Source organism: Solimicrobium silvestre (assembly GCF_002976435.1).
Lineage (GTDB): Bacteria > Pseudomonadota > Gammaproteobacteria > Burkholderiales > Burkholderiaceae_D > Solimicrobium > Solimicrobium silvestre.
Map to the genome: position 1 here is coordinate 75,877 of NZ_PUGF01000011.1, position 19,837 is coordinate 95,713.

Consider the following 19,837-nt stretch of genomic DNA (forward strand, 5'->3'; position numbering starts at 1 on the left):
TTAAATTAAACCAAATCAGGGAAGTATTATGAAAAAAAATGTTTTATTCACGTTAATCGCCATGCTGGCAGCCAGCAGTGCTTTTGCTCAACAGTCACCGGTTACTGTCTATGGTTTGATCGATGCGGCTTTCCGCAGCGGTAATAACTATGAAACTGGCGTAGGCAATGCGGTTGGTACGCAAACCGGTTTAAATCAAGGTGCTTTGCACGGCTCACGCCTTGGTTTTAAAGGCGATGAAGACTTGGGCGGCGGAACTTCGGTCGTATTCGACGTGGAAATGGGTCTGGTCATTTATAACGGTACCAGCGATCAACAAGGTCAATTGTTTGGTCGCCAAGCCTACGTTGGCTTGAAAAACAAAGAGTGGGGTGAGTTGTATGCCGGCCGTCAAAACGGCTTGGCCTTTGATATTTACAAAAATTACGATCCGATAGGCGTAGGCAACTCAAATGAAGACTCATGGGAAGATACCCTGTGGGGCTTGCGTTTTGATAATACGCTCAAATACAAAAACAGCTGGGGTCCGGTTAAGGCAGAAGTTCAATACACGGCTGGCGGTGCAGCTGGTTCAACAACAATCGGCACAACAGACGCGCTGGCATTGACCTACGCTACAGGTCCATTTAGTGCGTCCGTTCTTGATCAACATTCAACGGATGCTAATTCTAAAGTGCTCAATGTTGTTGGTTTTGGCAGCTCCTTTGTCGTTGGCCCAACTACCTTGCTGTTGGATTACTTCACAGCCAAACGTGACGCTGGTTTCGCAAAAGCAGCAAGCTTAAGTGGTGGGTCATTGGCCAACACCAGCCTGATGGGTAATGCGGGAAATACCTTACAACGCACCGACAGCGTATGGACAGCCGGTTTGATGTTTAAGCCTACTCCGGTAATGGTTTATACCGTTGGTTACATGACAGATAACGTCACGAATGATTCCTCAACTGGCAATAGCGGCAAGGTCTCAACGGGCTATGGTTTAGTTGAATACTACGTGACTAAACGTACCGAATTTTATGGCATGGTTGATTACACTAAAGTCAGTGGCGGTGAAATTGATAACGGCACGCAAACCAATACAGTATTGCAATTCTCTGATATCGCCCTCGGTGGTAATACTAGTCGTACCGGTTTTACGGTCGGTATCTGTACGAAGTTTTAATGATGGCGATTGCTAAATAGGGGCGAGTAAATTTTATAAAATTCGCTAAATTTATCATTGGCGTTAATTTACTTTTTCCTGTTTATTTTGCTCATCATTCTCTGTGCACTTTCAACGACGGATTCGTCGTTGAAAGTGCTATGGCGTGATTTTTTGAGTGTTTGTAGAGTGAACCGATGTTGACACTAAAGTAGCTCAATGCCGAAACGTCGCAAGATAAATGCAAACGCAATAAAGCAAAGACCGGAAAGCAGAATGCACACCAATAGCGTTGACCAAAATCCGATTTTTGGCAATAACCATGGGAAGACTAAAAACATGGGAAGTGTGGGTACGACATACCAGAATGTGTACCAGGCATGATTCGCTATTTTTTCGGTAGATTGACGTTCGAAGTGCAACCAGATCAAAGTCAGGATCGTCACCAGCGGTAACGCCGCAAGCAGCCCACCTAGGCGATCACTGCGTTTTGCTACTTCTGACACCAGCATGACGACACCTGCTGTGACAAAATATTTTGTAAAAATCCAAAGCATTTATTAGTTCCCTTTTTTAAATTTTATTTCAATTTTTATTGCAGGATTGTTCGTGCTACTTCCCATTGCAGCTCGCTTCGGTAATTTACATAGGGCTGTGCAGCAACCTATTTGCGCTGGATATTTTACCGTGATCAGCTTTTAAATGACTGTTGTAAATTCGGTTGAAGTCATTGACAAAAACATTGCTAATAGTCAATATAAATGTTGTTGTTTAATTCAAATTCGAATTTAAATTCGAGCTCAAATCGAATTCATTTACTACAAGGTCGTGGAAAAAATATGCAAATTAAGCTGATTAAAGAAGATCAAAAGGGGACTTCATTTACACCGGCACAGATGAGCGCCCGGCATCCATGGCGCGTTTTGTCATCCATGTTGTTGCTGTGCGCGTGCATTAGCGCGCCACTAACATACGCGCATCCGTTGACCGCGCAAGAAAATGCACAGTGGTTTAAATTGCCGACGGAAGTTTATAAGGGCAAGCAAGACGACATCTTTTTTATTGATCCACAAACCGGATTTTACGGAAACGGCGCGGGTAAAATTTTTAAAACAACCGACGGTGGGCAACACTGGGCGTTGGTGTTGAACAAGCCCGGCACTTATGTTCGCGCCCTCGGTTTTGTTGATGCGCAACTGGGATTTGCAGGCAATATCGGTACCGAATATTTTCCCGGAGTGACGGATACGACACCGTTGTACCGGACTGTTGATGGCGGGGCGAATTGGGCGCCGGTTACCGGAATGAGTGGGCCTGAAGTCAAAGGTCTGTGCGCAATCGACATTCTCAAAACTAGCTTTATTAATGCGGGCGTTCTGGAACATCGCACGATGGTTCACGCTGGCGGCCGCGTCGGCGGACCGGCTTACCTGATGCGCTCGCTTGATGGAGGCAGCACCTGGAAGAGCATCGATATGAATGCGCATCTGGCGTCGATCACCGATGTGAAATTTTTCGACGAGATGAACGGCATGGTCGTCGGCGGCGACGATGCCGACATCGAGCGCTCGCATGCTGTCGTGGTCAGTACTCGCGACGGCGGCGAAACATGGCAACGTGCTTTTACATCTTCGCGCATGTTTGAGTTGGCGTGGAAGGTTGCGTTCCCAAGCCGTAATGTCGGCTATGTGACAGTCCAGGACTACAATCCCGACAAAACTGTGACTCAGCGCGTGGTCGGCAAGTCGGTTGATGGTGGTAAAAGCTGGCAAGAAATTCCGCTGGCTGATGATTTCGCTGTCAACGAGTTCGGAGTTGGCTTCGCCGATGAATTGACCGGCTGGGTAGGCACTTCGACGAGTGGTTTTGCAACCACCGACGGTGGGAAAAGCTGGCAGCGTGTGAACATGGGGCGAGCTATCAACAAGATTCGCATTGTGCCCGATGGTGAGCATTATGTCGGTTATGCGATCGGTGTGGAGGTGTTCAAATTTGGCACGCCGCCTGAAGGTACGCATCCTTAAATCACTGAGTTTTGCGGAGCGGCGCACCTTGGTTTGTATGCTTTGTAGTTAATAATTTTTCGATTAAATTTTTACAAATTTAGGACTTAAAACTTAGTTCGTAACGACTACAAAAGGAGAATCAAGTTGGCGCTTATTCTGTACACCGGCACAAAAAATGCCTCTAGTTGGGCACTGCGTGCGTGGCTACCCCTGCGTGAGCTTAACATTCCGTTTCAAGAGCATGTCGTTGATATCCGCAGGCCGCAACGATATGCCAACCTTGCAAAGATTGCGGAGTTCTCCGTGCCTGGCGCTGTTCCGGTTCTTGTTGATGACGGAGTTGTGATCTTTGATTCCCTCGCCGTCATGGAATACGCGAATGAACTCGGTGGTGGAACTCTGCTGCCGAAAGAGATACGTCTGCGTGCACATGCACGTTCATTGGTTGCGTGGGTACATTCCGGCATGTCTGAGCTTTGTTCGAGTATCTCATTTGAGAGTTCGTTTTATAAAGAGCATACTCCGTTGAGTGCAACTGAAACAGCTGAAGTGGAGAGCGTCTTTGCGATTTGGGAGCAAGAGCTTGCACGTAGTGGCGGTCCATTTCTGGTCGGAGAACTGTCGCTTGCCGACCTGACTTTTGTGCCGACAATCCGACGACTGCTTTCGCGTGATGTCAGCATTGCTGAGTGGCCGCTTGCTCAGGCATGGACAGAACGCATGATATCCCGGCAGTCGGTTGTGGAATGGATGCGAGAAGCTGAATCCTTGCCGCCAGTCATCTCTGATGAATAATTCTTAATTGAGCTCTTAGGAAAGCTTTTCCATTTTAAATTAAGCGCCTGCTGAAGTTAGCAGGCGCTTATATTTTATGCCGGCGTTATTTAGAGCTTCGCCGACTTCACGATCTCATCGGAAGCTACCCCGATTTCCTGGTGAAACATTAGCACGGTGCTGTGTGTGCTAGCGAACAGATGTCCGTTTATGAGCGTTATAAACTTCATCGAAGCGTCGCGGCTTTAATGTCGCGCGCTTAATCTGTACAAAATTTCTTTTCCAATTTTTAAATGGACATAAACATTTCGCTTAAAAAGTATTGAGATCTGTTACAGCATGAAATCGTGTGCATGACTTGAGAGGTGGCAATGAATAATCTGATACTGCCTGCGTGGCCGCTACAGCTTAATGACACAATGTACCTCGCGCTCGCTCTGGTGTTTTCCGGGCTTGCTGGTGAGGTAATGAAGCGCGTGGTTCGTTTGCCGCGCGTTTGTGGTTATGCACTGGCCGGTTTGCTGCTTGGCCCTTTAATGTTCGGTTGGTTCGGCGCTCACAATATCGGTTCTTTACGTATCTTCATCGACCTGGCATTGGCTTTGCTGCTATTCGAACTTGGTAATCGCGTCGATCTGTGCTGGTTTCGCCTCAATCCATGGATAATTCCTTCCAGCATCGCCGAAGCTGGCCTGACTTTTATCGGCACATATACTGTCTTGCGTCTGTTTGATGCCACGCCAGGCTTTGCCGCTACGGTGGCTGCAATTGCCATCAGTACCTCTCCCGCAGTAGTGATGCGTGTTGCTGCGGAACTGCGCGCCGAAGGGCAAGTCACGCAAAGGCTCTACGTCTTAACCGCACTCAACGTTTTGTATTCTGTCGTGCTGTCGAAATTGATCATGGGTTATCTACACGGAGCTTTCCATCATGACTGGAGCTCAGCTATATTCCATCCCGTATATTTGTTGCTGGGCTCGTTGTTTATGGGGGGCTTGATTGCTCTGGCATTTCGATTGCTGCGGCGCTGGTCTGATCTGTCAAATGAGCAGGCCGTTGTTATTCTGTTTGGGTTACTGCTGCTGTCGTTGTCCCTGCTGCAAGCGCTCATGTTGCCGACTATGCTGGCACCGTTACTAGCTGGCGTGATGGTGAAAAATTCTGATCGTCGACCTCTCAATTGGCCTCACCATTTCGGTACTGCCGGTGGTGTATTAGTGATTCTTTTATTTATCCTGACCGGCGCAACGCTTACTGCCAATGCAATGATTACCGGAGGGGTTGCAGCTCTTGCTGTGATTGCCGTGCGTCTGTTCGGAAAGGGTATCGGGGTTGCCGTATTCGGACCAGTTAGCGGCCTCAGTCTGCGGCAGTCGTTTGCGCTAGGAGTGGCCTTAATGCCGATGTCTGCGCTGGCATTCTTGCTGGTTGATGACATCAGCACCCTTTACCCAGAATTTGGTGCCCAGGTCGGTGGAATAGTCCTGAGTATGGTCGCCATACTGCAACTCGTCGGCCCGATTGGCGTGCAATGGGCACTGCGATTTTGTAACGAATCAATTGAGAGGGGAAAATAATGGCACTAGGACCATTCTCCGAGTCGCGATCGCTCACCATGGGCATCGAACTCGAACTGCAATTAGTTAACCTGCATGACTACGATCTGGTCGGTTCAGCCGAAGACTTGCTGCGTGATGTGGCGCGGCAAAAGCTGGACATGGATGTAAAGCCGGAAATGACGCTGAGCATGATCGAAATGGCGACCGGTATTTGCGAAAATTATACGGACGCATTGCATCAACTGACGGATATTCGCGATGTACTGGTAGCCAGCGCCGACCGGCTAAATATCGGTATTTGCGGTGGCGGGACGCACAGCTTTCAGCATTGGGGCGACCGGAAGATTTTTGATAAGCCGCGCTTCCAGTATCTGTCGGAACTGTATGGTTATTTGGCTAAGCAGTTCACCATTTTTGGACAGCATGTGCATATCGGTTGCCCTGGGCCGGACGTGGCGCTTTACTTACTGCACGGCCTGTCACGCTTCATTCCGCATTTCATCGCCATGAGTGCTTCGTCGCCTTTTGTACAAAGTGACGATACCGGCTTCCAGTCGGCGCGGCTTAATTCGGTGTTCGCTTTTCCCTTGAGTGGGCGGGCACCTTTTGTTGAAACCTGGGCTGAATTTGAAGTGTATTTTGAAAAAATGACAGCGACCGGTGTTGTTAAGGGTATGAAAGACTTCTACTGGGATATTCGCCCAAAACCCGAGTACGGCACGATTGAAGTGCGCGTTATGGACACGCCTTTGACCGTGTTACGGGCGGCGCAAATTGCTGCTTATATTCAGAGTGTGGCGCGATACCTGATGATCGAACGTCCGTTCCGGTTAGCCGAAGACGATTATTTGGTGTACACCTTCAACCGATTTCAAGCATGCCGCTTCGGCTATGCAGGAACCTATGTTGATCCCTGTACGCACGAACATCGCACCATCGCTGAAGATATACTGGAAACCTTTAAACATATCGAGCAACACGCCATTGAGCTTCGCGCCGACGAAGCCTGCAGGGCGTTAATGGCGGATGTCGTTGCCGGGCAAAATGACGCTGCCGTGCTTCGTGCAGCTTGGCAAACAACGCACTCGTTGCCGGAAGTCGTGCAAGCGCAATGTGAACGCTGGAGAACGTAAGGCCATGAATGAACTTCCACTTCGCATAGGCCTTTCTGCGCGGCTGATGCATTCACCGCCGAAGGAGCTGGGCTTTACCGGAAAAACCTTGCAATACCTTGAACAATCCTTGGCGCATTGGATCATGGCCAACGGCGCTCTTGCGTTCATGATCCCGACCCTTAGTCAAGATGGTGGTGTACACCGCAGTGCTGTTTCCGTGCGTGACTACGTATCTGCTCTGGACGGTTTGGTGCTGCAAGGCGGCGCAGATGTCAGTCCGGAGAGCTATGGTGAGCAGCCGTTGCGTCCGGAGTGGGCCGGCGATCGCATCCGCGATTTGTTTGAAATGGAACTGGTCTGGGAATTCATTATTCAGGGAAAACCGGTGCTTGGTATTTGCAGAGGCGCACAATTAATCAATGTGGCTTGTGGCGGTTCGCTGTATCAGGATATAGCCGAGCAATTTCCCAGCGCAGGTATTCATCGTGATCATGCGCTCTACGACGGCTTCCATCATGAGATCGAGATCGTCGCCGGCTCACGACTGGCTACCTTGTTTTCAGGAGCAAGCATCGGCAGCGTCAACAGCATTCATCATCAGGCCATCAAGACTCTCGGTAATGACTTGATTATTGAAGCACGCGCATGCGGCGATGGTGTGATCGAAGCTATTCGCTGGACGGGTAGCGGTTATATGTTTGGTTGCCAATGGCATCCTGAATTTCAGATTACTTTTCCGAATCTAATCGACAGTAGTCCAATTATGAGCGATTTTCTTGATGCCTCAAAAGCAGCTCGTTTGAAATCGAGTGTAAGCAAGCAAATTAGCGAGCCTGAGCTAAAACGGTAGTTGAACTAATTTCATTCCCTTAAGCAGAGTAAGCAGCGGTCAATTAGCTCTTCTAAGAGCCCCGTGCAATTCTGCTTTGTCTCAATCCCGCACGTTGTTCTCTCTGTATTGAATGATCAGCAACATAGTTGATCTGGCGTGCTTGTTTCCAATTCGCGACACATTTGGCTAAGTTCTAAATAGGGGATAGCCAAATTCGGCGTTGCTCGGTATCTTATTTATCATTTTTATGTTGTACTACGGCTAATAATTTCAACCGTGCAACTGATTTTTGTTTTCTCAGGTAAATCCTTTTCGGCGTGACTAGTTTCGGGTATTTTTTTAACAAAATATAAGAACAGGGATCATCAATGGCATTACTTCAGCTTGATTTTAAAAACGAAAGAGACCGCACACTTTTTTTGCCAGCACAGCCAGTCCGTAGCAGCACAGATTTTGCCTGGAAATCACTGTATTTTGAACATCGTACAGGGGGTGACTTTGAAACGGAAGAGCATGAAATGAGCGGGCATTATCTGATGGTCAAACTTAACCCGTTCTCCAAAGCAGAACGTAAGGTTGATGGTCGGACGCAAATTGAAAATCAGCGACGCGGTACCTTGGTGTATATACCTGACGGCTGCCCTCATCGAGTACGTTATTTGACTAAATTAGGCGGCTTGCACCTAATGAGTTTAAGTAAAGATATTTTGGCCGAAGTGGCCGGTGAATTGGGCGTATCCAATTTCTCAGGCGTTCCCAGCTTGGGTGAGAATGAAGATCGGTTTGTGCTGGAAATAGCCGAATCGCTGAATCGTGAAGTTGAGGCGGGGAATCCGCATGGCACTTTATTTGCAGAGACGTATGCGCGTGTTCTGGCGACACATATCATCACTCGGTATCGTGTTGTGGAAGTGACGAATAAAAAATTACCTAACCTGAACCAAAAACAAATACGCTGGCTGGATCAGTATATCGAAGCGATGCTACCGCATTCAATTAGTTTGCCGGAACTGGCTAAACAGGTAGGGTTAAGTCAATATTATTTTTGCAGGGTGTTTAAAGATGCTACCGGACTTCCACCGTATCAATATGTACTGCACAAGCGGCTTGAATTTGTTTGTGAATGCCTTAAAAAAGATACGATGTCGATTCAGGATATTGCCTTTTCTGCCGGGTTTGGCGACCCCATTCAAATGGCGAAGCAATTTAAACAGGCACACGGCGTTAGCCCTTCACAATACCGTGCGGCTCTACGTTCTTCCATGCGCTAATTCAATCAGCTAACGCTCGTCATTTTTAGGGAAGCGCGCGCTTCCTGAACCCATATTCACTGAACCACATTTCTGGTGTGTTGCATCAAAGCGACGCGCCCGTTTCCGTCGAATCTACCGCAGGTTTTTCTTTGTTTTTTCAAAAAATATAGTCGATTAAAGTAACAAAATTATGTAGCAAGAATTCACTGTAAAGGCAATTTTCCACTACTGCTAATAATTTCCCCAGTGCTACGCTAAGGCCATGTTTTCAATTGAACCGGCAATACTTTGGGAAATAAATTTATGGAAATGGCGATAGAGCGAGTGACGTCAGTTATTGACGAGCACGCGGTAAAAACACCGGAAGATTTCCGTCAAATGCCGGACGAATATCAGCAATTGGCAACACGTTTGATGTTGATTCATACGGAAGGTGAATTAACCGGAGCCGACGATTATATACAAATTTTTTATAATCTGGCGCCCAATGCATTTGAAAAAATGATTTGCTGTGAACGAGCTGCCGAAGAAATTCAACATTACATGTTGAGTGCCGAGGTATTAGAAGGAATCGGAGTAGATACTTCTTTTATGCTGCAACAAAATTTTCTTGAGCGGACGAATTACTCAAACGAATTTGTGCGCGGTGTAAAGACCTGGATGGAACGGGGGATTTTTTCTTTTATTGGTGAAGCAGTCGTGTTAGAGCATCTGCTTGAGTTTCAACAGTCCAGTTACAAACCGTTTGCCGATATTTTTGCTAAACAAATTATCAAGGACGAGCATGTTCATGTCGCGCATGGATATCGCATTATTAAAGATGCTTGCGAAACAGGCAGCGGTTTGCGTGATGCGCAGGCAGCTTTAGATCGATTTTGGCCGCATTTGATGGAGTTGTTCGGACACCCGCTGTCGGAACGTTCGCGTCTATATGTGAAATGGGGTTTGCGTAAAACCACCAACGGCGAATTACGCGAGCGCTTCATCACCAAGACCCGGCCACGTCTTGAATCATTAAATTTGGTCATGCCAGAAAATTATTAATTGATCTCCCCTGTTAATTTCTGAAATTTCATCTTGAAGGGACAGAACGTGAACGCACAGATTGAGTCGCATCAACAGCGCAAATTGGCCATCGCCGAACGGCTGCCGGTTTTATTGGCAGGTGCGCCGGATCTGGCGCAGCGTTTTAAGGCAGTGCGTGAATTTTCATCTCAGATACGTGCGTCAGAATATCATCTGACTAATGCCTGCAATATCCGCTGTAAAGGGTGTTGGTTTTTTGAGTTTGGTCACGATAAAACGTCAACAGAAGCTAAAGATTTAGCTGACTGGGAACAGTTCACTATTGATCAGTCCTATCAGGGCATTAATTGCGCATTGTTGATTGGCGGTGAGCCAACCTTATTTGCTGATCGTATTGGCGCCTTTGCCGAAACCATGCAATATGTGTCGATATCAACTAACGGTTTGAAACCGTTTCCAAATCGTGATCCATTTCGTAACGTGACCGTGTTTATTTCCCTGTTTGGTGGCGGGCCGCTGGATGATCAGTTGCGGGCCATTAAACCAAGTGGGACTGCATTTACTGGCTTGTTCGAAACAACCCTGAAAAATTATCACAATGATCCGCGTGCCACTTTTGTGTTTGCAGCGACTGAAGATGGGATTGAATACATTGAACCAACAGTAAAACGTATTCGTGATAACGGTAATGTCGTTACCTTTAATTTTTACAGTAAATACAATACCGGTCATCCGCTGCGGATGAAAAACGAACGTCGTTTGCTCGAAGAAATGCAGCGCGTCAGGAATGAATATCCAGAGACTGTATTAAATCATCCCAGCCATATTGAAGCCATTGTTACCGGTAAAACCTGGTGCGGGACTTTTGGTCATGATGTCTGCCCGAGTATTAGTCAGGATCATCCGGGTAACGCAGCACGTCAGGCAAATGGGAATCCCACTTTGCCGCTATTTAATGCCTATAAAGCTGATCTGAAAACGCTGGAGATCTGCTGTACTTCGGGTCGTTGCTCTGATTGCCGTGATAGTCAGGCAGTATATAGTTGGCTGATGGTGAGCCTGTCGAAATCGTTAGATAGCATCGAAACGCTGACGACCTGGGTAGAAGTGGCGGAAAGCTATTGGCGTCAGTTTATCTGGTCGCCTTATCATCACAGTGCCAAAAACAAGCCTGATCAACGTGAATTAAACCTGGCAGGTATTCATATTGAACGGAATTCACGCCCGCTATCTCATTTTCCAGCTTGAGGAAATAAGATGATTTCTATCATTGCACATAAAACTAACCAGGACAAAATCCCGCAAGACCGTACGGTTTTATGGTTGCGAATTGGCGCGCTTCTGGTGGGAATTATTGCTTCGGTTCTTTTTTTGATTTCATTTTTAAATTACTCCAATTACCGAAAAACATTTTTGGAATTGAATTTGAATCGCTATCTGGTGATGGCCAAAGATGTTCGGCAAACCATTGTGCTGGGTTTGAATGTTGGTTTAAAACCCGCTGAAAATACGCATTTACCGCCAATCATGAAAGATATGATTCAGCGGCAAAGCGGCATCCGCTATATCGGTATTGTTGATGAATCGGGCGAGGCAATAACACAAGGGCAGGTGGCCGCAAAAACTGTCGCAGAGTGGAAAACCTGGATCAACAAAACAGCGGCCGAAGACAGCTGGCATACCAGCGATGCCGATACATTTCAAATCGGCGTACCGTTCTTGAATAATTTTAATGTAAAGGTCGGCGCGGTTGTGATTGGGTACGACAAGCATGTCATTGAAGGCGCGATCAATGATATGGGGCGAACCTTGCTGCTTGATGTGTTGGCGACGTTATCCTTTTTTACCGTAATCACTTTCGCTGGCGTTTATTTGTTGACCCGAAAATTTGTAGGGAAAATCGCCGCCATTGGTCAGGCGATTGACAGCACCCTGATTGCGATTGAGCCTACTGAAGTAGGTGACGACATGCTGGATTCCGGTGTGGCAAAAGATATCAACGATTTTACGGCCAGCAGTCAGCAGTTGGTGTCGACTATCGCCAAGTTAGAGCGCGCCATCTTGCCTTCTCATCATAAAAATGTGGAGGCCACATGAAAAAATTGCAGATCCGTTTGGTGTCGTTCGTGGCGTTGATATTTGTGTTGTCCGCATTACTGATGTCTTGGCTATCGTTGCGTCATTTTGAACAAGGCTTACCGCCCGAAATGGCCAGAACAGTCACTACCATCAGTTATTCCGCCTCGGCAGTATTGGAGCGCGCTTATGAAAATGGAGTGCCGCTGGAAAAGATGATCGGTGTGGAAGAATTTTTGTCGGAAATACGTAAAGAAAACCCCAGCATTAGTTATCTTCTGCTGAATGACAATAAAGGTCAGGTGCTGTATCAAAGCGGTGTAAATAACAAAGCGCCCGAATTGCGTAGTGTTATTGCCACCTCAAACTCGGATGTCACGACCAATCTGGTCGGCGCGTATTTTAATACCAGTGTTCCGCTGATATTTAATCATTATCGCGTCGGCACTTTACAATTGGGACAGCAGTCGGCGCTCGTAGAACAACAGCTAAAAGAAATAGCTTACGATGTATTGACGGTATTGGTGGTAGCGAGCTTGATTGCGATTGAGTTATTACGATTCACGCTGAGCTTTGTTATTGCCACACCGGTGGAAGTCATGCGTGATTTTTTAGCCAGGGTCCGTGCTGGTGATTTTACCTACTACCTGCCATTTGATCGGCTTGGCGGCATTGGTCAATTGAGTGCCAATTTCAATCATATCGTTGCCAACATCAATGAACGATTTCATGCACTGCAACAGTATATTTCCAATAATGGTGATGCCGGCTCTGTGCAAGTAAAGCAGGCATTGTCCGGGTTCCAGTTTCATGCTCCGGGTGAGCGTCGTACCTTATTTGCGGCGGCACTTGATCACATCCGCTGGCCCTTCTTTTTACTCATTTTTGCCGATTCATTATCGCTGTCATTTTTCCCTGTATTTGTCGGCCAGTTTTATTCACCTGCGCTTGGATTGTCGAAAAATATCGTGATTGGTTTGCCGATATCAATCTTTATGTTTACCTGGGCGTTATCGATGCCCTTGGCAGGGATGTGGAGTGACCGGGTCGGTTATCGTAAAGCATTTTTGGTTGGAGCAAGTGTGACGACGGTAGGTTTGATATTGACCGCCGGAGCGCAAACTCTTTACGATTTATTGTTATGGCGCTCGATAACTGCGTTGGGTTACGGCTTGGTATTTATAACGGCCCAAAGCTATGTAACAAACAATACGCCGCCCAAACAGCGTACTCGGGGAATGGCGGTGTTTTTATCCAGCTTCTTTGCCGGCTCATTATCCGGTTCGGCGATTGGTGGGATTTTGTCTGACCGTTTGGGTTATAGCCCTACCATTTTATTATCAGCGGTACTTAGTATTGCATCGGGTTTGTTTGTCATGCGCTTCATCCATTCTGCGCCAAGTACGGCACCAAAGAAAAAATTAGGCTTTAATGATTTTAAGCGCTTGCTTGGTAATAAAAAATTTTCCGCCATTACTTTTTTAGCGGCTATCCCGGCCAAAATTGCGTTGACTGGATTTTTGTATTACTCCGTTCCGCTGTATCTAAAATTGCAAGGAAATAATCAATCGACGACCGGACGCGTCATGATGGCCTATGGTTTGGCGATCATCATTTTGTCGCCATCGATTGCCAAGCTGGCCGACAGAATTGGTAATTTACGCTGGTTCGTCACCATCGGTGGGTACTCTGCCGCGTTGGCTATGTTCGTCATCTACTACTTTGACAATATGGCTGGGGTGTTAGTCAGCATAACGCTTCTGGGAATTGCTCATGCAATTGGCGTGTCGCCACAATTAGCACTGATCAATGATTTTTGCAAAGAAGTGGTGCAAGAAGTGGGGGCCGGTACGGCCAGTGGAATCTTCCGGCTGACTGAGCGCTTGGGCAATGTATTTGGCCCGATCATCGCTGCTCTATTTATTTCCCAATTCGGATTTAAGGGTGCCTTTTTAGGGATCGGAATCATTTCATTAATTTGTATTACCAGCTTTACGGTCTTGTTGTTCTTTTTTGATCGCCATCAAACTCGCGCAGTTGCCATTCCCGGGTAAAAATAAAAGGATCATATGATGTATTTTCGTTATGTGTTTTTGTTGTGCTTGTTTGCGACATCCCTCTCTTCTCAGGGGGCGGAGCCGATTACTAAACCTTACAAAATTATGATGATGCTGTATCGGGGTGAAACCGATGCAGAAAAAGGTTTTATGGAGTACTTTAAACGGCACCATATACCTGCCGAATTTATTATTCGGGATGCGCAAGCCGACAACGCAAAAATTGCAGGATTTATTCGCGAAGCACGCGACATTAAACCTGATTTAATTTACACCTTTGGCACTACGGTGACGAGCAAAGTGGTGGGCGTAATCGGCGATGATGATCCCGAAACGCATATTACCGATATCCCGGTGGTATTTGATATTGTGGCCGACCCGGTTGGCGCAAGACTGACCAGTAGCCTGAAATCATCAGGCCGCAACGTGACCGGTGTTTCGCATCTGGTTCCGATTGCTGCGCAGATTCAGGCGTTGCAATCCATGCGCACCATTCAACGGCTTGGCGTGATTTATAACCCGCAAGAAAAAAATGCCATGCTGGCGGTGCAAGAGCTGCAAACACTTGCACAAAAGTTGGCACTGACGCTGCAATTAGTTCCTGTTGTTCTGGATGCTAACCAACATCCCAGCACTGAAGGTGTCGTTGCTGCCATGCGTGATTTGCTGGCTCAAAAACCGCAGTTTATTTATATCCCCTCCGATTCGTTCATGATCAAAAATGCCAACCTTGTCGTGCAAGAGGCACAGGCCGCGCATGTGCCGGTATTTGCCGCGACGGAGGCGCCGATTCGCAATGACGGCGCGTTACTCGGATTGGTCAGTAATTATTTTAATGTCGGCGAATTAGCGGCTTATAAGGCCGAGCAGATATTGTCGAAAAAAATGGTGGTGTCTCAAGTGCCAATTGAATCGCTAAATCGGTTCACCTACCTGATCAATATGGGCGCGGCGAAAAAGCTCGGGATTTACCCGCCAGTATCGCTATTTAAAGTAGCTGAATTGGTCAATGGGACTGATAACTTGGATGCGCGAGAGTAACTTTGAGTTGTACCCGGCCACTGTTGGCCATAACCCAGGCTGAAAAGCCTTAATTGGAGAAAAGCATGAGTGATGTTAAAAAAAATGATGTTGAAAACAAAGATGAAAAAGATGCTGGTCTTGATGTAACGAAAGTTACTTTTGACAAAAATGGAGAAGTCACTGGTTTATCTGATGAGGTATTAGATTCCGTATCTGGTGGACTGAAATCAGTTAACAATAGCTGCACTAATTCTGGTTGCTAATTGCTAATTGCTAAATGCGGATAATTTGATCTGAATTTAGCTTAGCCATAATGTATATGGTGCTGGCAATTCTCGATTTATTGGAATTGCCAGCAGCTTATTCAATCGCTATTGTTCATAGTGATGTCAGTTTTAATAATTTCTGCAGATTTCTCACAAATGACTTTTAGGAGCGGTAATGGAAATAGATAAATATGCTGGTTTTCTGAGTCGACGCCAGCTGGAATTGATTATTATGCCGACCGAACAGTGCAATTTTCGCTGCACCTATTGTTATGAGGATTTTGAAATTGGAAAAATGAAAGATGAAACCGTGCAGGCAATAAAGAAATTAATTACTGCCAGGTTGAGTAATCCGTCATTAAGCGAGTTGGTGTTTTCCTGGTTTGGTGGTGAGCCATTGATGGCAAAAGATATCGTCTATGAACTGAGTGAGTTTGCGCAAAAAGCATGCGCTACTTCCGGTATTCAATTTAGTTCAGGTATGACTACCAATGCGTATGGTCTTGATAGTGCCACCTTTGATAATTTACTGAAATTGAATGTGCGCAGTTATCAGATATCCATTGATGGTGATGAAGATGAGCATAACAAAACCAGAAAATTAATTTCCGGTCGCGGCACTTTCGCCAAGATATGGAGCAATCTGCTTGATCTGAAAAAGAGTAAAGAGCAATTTGACGTAATGCTGAGAATTCATATTCACCAAGAAAATGTCGACAGCCTTAAACAACTTTTGCCAAAAATTTGTTCTGAATTTGCCGATGACATACGTTTTTCTATCTTCCTTAAAGCCGTTGGGAATTGGGGTGGTGATGGTGTCAAGCAGATGTCCTTGACTAAAAATGCCGACGCAGTAAAAGACGATATGAATGCTTGCCTGATCGAACACGGCTGGTTCAATTTACGCAATTCAGCAGAGACCAGCGATGTAGTTACTCCATGTTATGCAGCAAGATCTAATTCATTTGTCATCAGGGCTAATGGGATGCTGAATAAATGCACAGTTGCGTTTAGCGATCCGAGAAATAGCGTAGGGCACATTAATTCAGATGGCACTTTATTTATTCAAAGTGAAAAAATTCAACCCTTTATGCGTGGATTCCAGTCATTGGACAAAGCTGCTCTGCGTTGTCCTATGCACGGTATGCCGAAAATAGAAGAAGTAAAAACCATTCAATTTGCGAAGAGTATAAATGAAGTATTGAGTGAAATTAGCGTTGCTTGAAAATGACCGGATACCTGTATTGATACAGGTATTTAATTTTATTTTTTATGTGATTTTGGCCAATTTTATGTGAGTTGAATATGAACGCTAATGCATTTTATCGACCAATTATTAGTGCCCCAGATAGATTGATTCGTGCCCCTTTGCTTGAATGGAAGCGGACTTGTTCTGGGTCTTTAGCAAATATCATTCGAAAAAATGACATGGATGTAGAAAAAATTGCCGTGGATTTAAATTGTTTGGCATTACTGGAAACATATCAAGGTCATTATGATTTTTCACTAAGGTTATGTACAGCTCAAATTCGATTTTGGAAAAAATTTGCTAATCAGCCAGGCCATTCTCAAGATTTAAGTAAAGTAATTCAACCATGGATTAACATTATTCGTCTCGAAAGATGGCAAAACAAATGGGAAAATGCGAGCGCACTTTATCGCGAACTGAAACAGGAAAATCATACAGTGCCTGGAACTCTGAATCAGCGCTACGATATTGAATGCAATCTGAAGCAACTTTGCGAGCTAGACCAGAAGTTTGATTACGTTAATCTTCTTAATGTCGTTTACTGGCGTGAATATGCAAATTTGCTGTTGCAATCGAATGCCTTGGATGAGTTGCAGCAATTTTTGGGTGCAGGATTTGCGGCGAATATTAATGGTAGTTTGAAAGTTTCTTTACTAGAAATTCTCCTTTCTTATCTGACTAAAATTGGTAGTTATGAGAATGCACTTTCCATATTAAAAAAAATAAAGGCAGGTCAATCGGGGGAGTTTTGGCTACATTTTAAAATATTGGAAATGTTTTTAAGTGAGCGAACCAATCAGGCTAACGCCTCATTACTCATCATGCAGACATATCAAGCGGCAATTTCTGAAAAATATATTCAGCGTAATAGTTATGGTTTGAATCTTCTTCATAGTATTTCACACGTATTTAAAGAGTTGGACATAGTTGATTTAGAAATTGATCTCCTCAATAAAACAGCAAAAATTGCTGAAGAACTAGGCGATGAAGTGACGTTATTTGAAGTGATGAGTCGCTTAGCTGATTTGCATGAAATTCCACAAAAAATAGTATTCGATAAATTTGCACATTCGTCGTATGCCTTGATTAGGGGCCGCTTAGGCTTACCACTATCCAGTACCGCTGAATTGGAAGAGTCGCGTCAACTTGTTCTGGCCGTAGAAGCATTTGCACAGTTGGATTATGTATCTTGCTTAGACTTATTGCAGGCAGAATCTGGTGCTGAGTTATTTGGATAATTTTTGTATTGCATGGATACGCAGGAGTAATTTTTTTTAGTTGGTGATTGTGCCATCAACCCGGCTGACAAGCCTTTTGGGAGAAAAACATGAATGATATTAAAAAAAATGATGTTGATAACAAAGATGATAAAAAAGTTGGCCTCGATGTATCGGATATTACTTTTGATAAAAATGGAGAAATCATTGGTTTATCTGATGATGTATTAGATTCAATTACTGGTGGATTAAGTGTTACCAATAGTTGTGGTGGAAATATGCAATGTTGAGATGAGTGTTCTGTAGATTTATTATAGAGGGCACTGGCAACGTCCATTTTTATTGGAGTTACTAGTAACTCAATGAATCTCTACCTCTCGATTTATCTGCGCTCAATTGCCAGTTATATTTATTGATGTAAAAGTTAACCTCCAAATTTTTAGTAGATTCCTCGTAAAAAAATTTATATGACAGCTAATGTCATGGTCTTGAGTAACACAAGCATCAGCGCAATTGGGTTATATATTTTGTTGAAACTTGATACAGGCTGAGACTTGAACTGAGTCAGTTAATTTTTGTATTCAATATTATTCTGGGTGGAGACAATTGCAGGTGCATAAAATAAAGACGATATCGGTGAACTATGGCGATCAATCGATAAGTAATAATGGCCTGGTACGGTTATTGATGATGGCCTTTTTTGTCTTCTTGTTTCCCCGATTAGTGTGCGCCGGCGAATTACGGCTGGACGAAGCCATACGCTTGGCACTAGCGCATAACCCTGACGTAAAAGTGCAGGAGCGCCAAGTGGATGTCGCGGTCGGTCAGCGCATGGAGGCGACCGGGCAATTTGACCTGACCTTAGTTTCCGGTGCTAACTACAGTAAAGCCATTACCCCGTTTATCGACAATCTCAACACGCTGAATCAAACGTTGGCGATATCGACCGGCTATCAGATTGGTCTTAACAAGGAATTACGTGACGGCATCAGCCTCACGACTGCAATGCAAGCGGCAGCGATTCAAAGCAGTGGCTATGGAGTATCACCTCAATTGCAACAAAATGCCATGGCGCTGAACATTACGCTGAATGTACCTTTATTAAAAGGAGGTGGTTCGGACGAGGTTACTGAAGCGGAAGACGTGGGGAAAATTAATGTCGTTGCCAGTCAATATGGTTTGCGTAACCAGGTGGTGCAAACGGTGTACAACACATTGCAATCGTATTGGAATTATCTGGCTAGTCTGGAGCTGTTAAAGGTGGCGCAAAGTAGTGAGGAGCGCAGCAAAAATTTACTGGATTCGAATCAAAAACTGGTTGATGCCGCCGAGAAGCCGCGTGCCGATCTGGTGTTGCTCAAGGCTGATTATGCGGACAAAATTGTGGCGCGACAAATGGCTGCGCTGACAGCAACCAATGCCAAACTCGCGCTAGGCCGTGTGCTAGGCATTGATGCCGTTGCGATCCGCGCTATGGCTGACCCCATCGATGGCTTTCCGGCTGATATGAATGCAGTGTCTCTGGTTCCCAGATTGGAAGCGATGAGTTCCGAGGCCTTGTTAATTCGTCCCGATGTCAAGGTACTGGCATTGCAATTGGAAGCGGCACAGCGACATTTGCTCGCCGCGCAGAAAAAGCTGCGTCCGCAATTGAATTTGAGTTTAGGCGTGAACTATACCAACGTATCGGCAGGCGGATCACCTTATGGATTTATTGCCGACCCGAGCCGGCCAGTGTCAACACCCTCGGTGAATGTGCAATTAAATTATCAATTCCCGATCGATAACACCCAAGCCAAAGGATCGTTTCTTGAAAATTCGGCACTGGTTGATCAATTGTCGGTGAAGCAAAGAGACCTGGAAATTGATGTCACCACCAGTGTTGACAATGCCTTGCAGTCGGCAATTCAAACGGCCGCACAACTAAAAATATCGCAAGAGAGTCTGGCTTTATATGAGCAGGCAGTGAGTCAGGAAATTATCAAGCAAAAAAATGGTATTTCCACGTTGATTGATGTGATCAATGTAGAGGCTCGGTTTGTGAGTGCGCGAGTGAATTATATTCAACAGCAGCAGGCCTATGCTAATGCGCTGGCGACATTACGATTGGTAACGGGAACGTTCTTACCGAATACGGCTCCGTTTGAGTCAGGTGGGAATAGTTTTTCATTGGATATTGGTAGCTTGGTTGGATTGGGTCCGTTGAATCATTACCGTTCATTTCCCGAATAATTTCACATTAA

General features: G+C 45.5%; 18 protein-coding genes. 17 read left to right on the forward strand and 1 reads right to left on the reverse strand.

Going from position 1 to position 19,837, the window contains the following annotated elements; genetic code table 11:
- Window positions 1–28: 28 nt before the first annotated feature.
- Window positions 29–1,162, forward strand: a complete 1,134-nt coding sequence (locus S2091_RS12480; RefSeq protein ID WP_105532270.1) for a porin — start codon at window positions 29–31, stop codon at window positions 1,160–1,162.
- 185 nt (window positions 1,163–1,347) lie between these two features.
- Here S2091_RS12480 and S2091_RS12485 read toward each other — a convergent pair whose 3' ends face one another.
- Window positions 1,348–1,698 (reverse strand): DUF3147 family protein, encoded by a 351-nt coding sequence (locus tag S2091_RS12485; RefSeq protein ID WP_105532271.1) that lies wholly within the window; start codon window positions 1,696–1,698, stop codon window positions 1,348–1,350.
- 282 nt (window positions 1,699–1,980) lie between these two features.
- Here S2091_RS12485 and S2091_RS12490 point away from each other — a divergent pair, with 282 nt between their 5' ends.
- The 16 genes from S2091_RS12490 (at window position 1,981) to S2091_RS12565 (ending at window position 19,826) form a co-directional block, all read left to right on the forward strand.
- Window positions 1,981–3,165: a WD40/YVTN/BNR-like repeat-containing protein gene (locus S2091_RS12490; protein WP_133166906.1), complete on the forward strand. Its 1,185-nt coding sequence runs from the start codon at window positions 1,981–1,983 to the stop codon at window positions 3,163–3,165.
- A 126-nt stretch (window positions 3,166–3,291) separates the two neighbouring features.
- Window positions 3,292–3,942, forward strand: a complete 651-nt coding sequence (locus tag S2091_RS12495) for a glutathione S-transferase family protein (protein ID WP_105532273.1) — start codon at window positions 3,292–3,294, stop codon at window positions 3,940–3,942.
- Window positions 3,943–4,292: 350 nt separating this feature from the next.
- The gene (locus S2091_RS12500) at window positions 4,293–5,498 is read left to right on the forward strand and encodes a cation:proton antiporter (protein ID WP_105532274.1); all 1,206 of its coding nucleotides are present in this window, start codon (window positions 4,293–4,295) and stop codon (window positions 5,496–5,498) included.
- Window positions 5,498–6,613, forward strand: coding sequence for a YbdK family carboxylate-amine ligase (locus S2091_RS12505; RefSeq protein ID WP_105532275.1), 1,116 nt, complete (start codon window positions 5,498–5,500; stop codon window positions 6,611–6,613). Before S2091_RS12500 ends, S2091_RS12505 begins: the two co-directional genes overlap by 1 nt.
- Window positions 6,614–6,617: 4 nt before the next feature.
- The gene (locus S2091_RS12510; protein ID WP_105532276.1) at window positions 6,618–7,445 is read left to right on the forward strand and encodes a gamma-glutamyl-gamma-aminobutyrate hydrolase family protein; all 828 of its coding nucleotides are present in this window, start codon (window positions 6,618–6,620) and stop codon (window positions 7,443–7,445) included.
- Between the two features lie 350 nt (window positions 7,446–7,795).
- Window positions 7,796–8,698, forward strand: a complete 903-nt coding sequence (locus tag S2091_RS12515; RefSeq protein ID WP_105532277.1) for a helix-turn-helix domain-containing protein — start codon at window positions 7,796–7,798, stop codon at window positions 8,696–8,698.
- 285 nt (window positions 8,699–8,983) lie between these two features.
- Window positions 8,984–9,724, forward strand: a complete 741-nt coding sequence (locus S2091_RS12520) for a Phenylacetic acid catabolic protein (RefSeq protein WP_243405407.1) — start codon at window positions 8,984–8,986, stop codon at window positions 9,722–9,724.
- Window positions 9,725–9,772: 48 nt separating this feature from the next.
- Window positions 9,773–10,954: a radical SAM family protein gene (locus S2091_RS12525; RefSeq protein WP_243405408.1), complete on the forward strand. Its 1,182-nt coding sequence runs from the start codon at window positions 9,773–9,775 to the stop codon at window positions 10,952–10,954.
- 9 nt (window positions 10,955–10,963) lie between these two features.
- Window positions 10,964–11,803: a hypothetical protein gene (locus S2091_RS12530; protein WP_105532278.1), complete on the forward strand. Its 840-nt coding sequence runs from the start codon at window positions 10,964–10,966 to the stop codon at window positions 11,801–11,803.
- Window positions 11,800–13,836, forward strand: coding sequence for an MFS transporter (locus S2091_RS12535; RefSeq protein ID WP_105532279.1), 2,037 nt, complete (start codon window positions 11,800–11,802; stop codon window positions 13,834–13,836). Before S2091_RS12530 ends, S2091_RS12535 begins: the two co-directional genes overlap by 4 nt.
- Before the next feature lie 15 nt (window positions 13,837–13,851).
- Window positions 13,852–14,880 carry an ABC transporter substrate-binding protein gene (locus S2091_RS12540; RefSeq protein WP_105532280.1) on the forward strand — a complete coding sequence of 343 codons (1,029 nt, stop codon included), beginning with the start codon at window positions 13,852–13,854 and terminating at the stop codon, window positions 14,878–14,880.
- 65 nt (window positions 14,881–14,945) lie between these two features.
- Window positions 14,946–15,125: a hypothetical protein gene (locus S2091_RS12545; protein WP_105532281.1), complete on the forward strand. Its 180-nt coding sequence runs from the start codon at window positions 14,946–14,948 to the stop codon at window positions 15,123–15,125.
- A 178-nt stretch (window positions 15,126–15,303) separates the two neighbouring features.
- Window positions 15,304–16,353, forward strand: a complete 1,050-nt coding sequence (locus tag S2091_RS12550) for a radical SAM protein (RefSeq protein WP_105532282.1) — start codon at window positions 15,304–15,306, stop codon at window positions 16,351–16,353.
- Window positions 16,354–16,433: 80 nt separating this feature from the next.
- Window positions 16,434–17,615 carry a hypothetical protein gene (locus S2091_RS12555; protein ID WP_105532283.1) on the forward strand — a complete coding sequence of 394 codons (1,182 nt, stop codon included), beginning with the start codon at window positions 16,434–16,436 and terminating at the stop codon, window positions 17,613–17,615.
- A gap of 89 nt (window positions 17,616–17,704) precedes the next feature.
- Entirely contained in the window at window positions 17,705–17,884 is a 180-nt protein-coding gene (locus S2091_RS12560; RefSeq protein ID WP_105532284.1) for a hypothetical protein, read from the forward strand.
- A 322-nt stretch (window positions 17,885–18,206) separates the two neighbouring features.
- Complete coding sequence (locus tag S2091_RS12565; RefSeq protein WP_133166907.1) at window positions 18,207–19,826, forward strand: TolC family protein; 1,620 nt, start codon at window positions 18,207–18,209, stop codon at window positions 19,824–19,826.
- Window positions 19,827–19,837 lie beyond the last annotated feature (11 nt).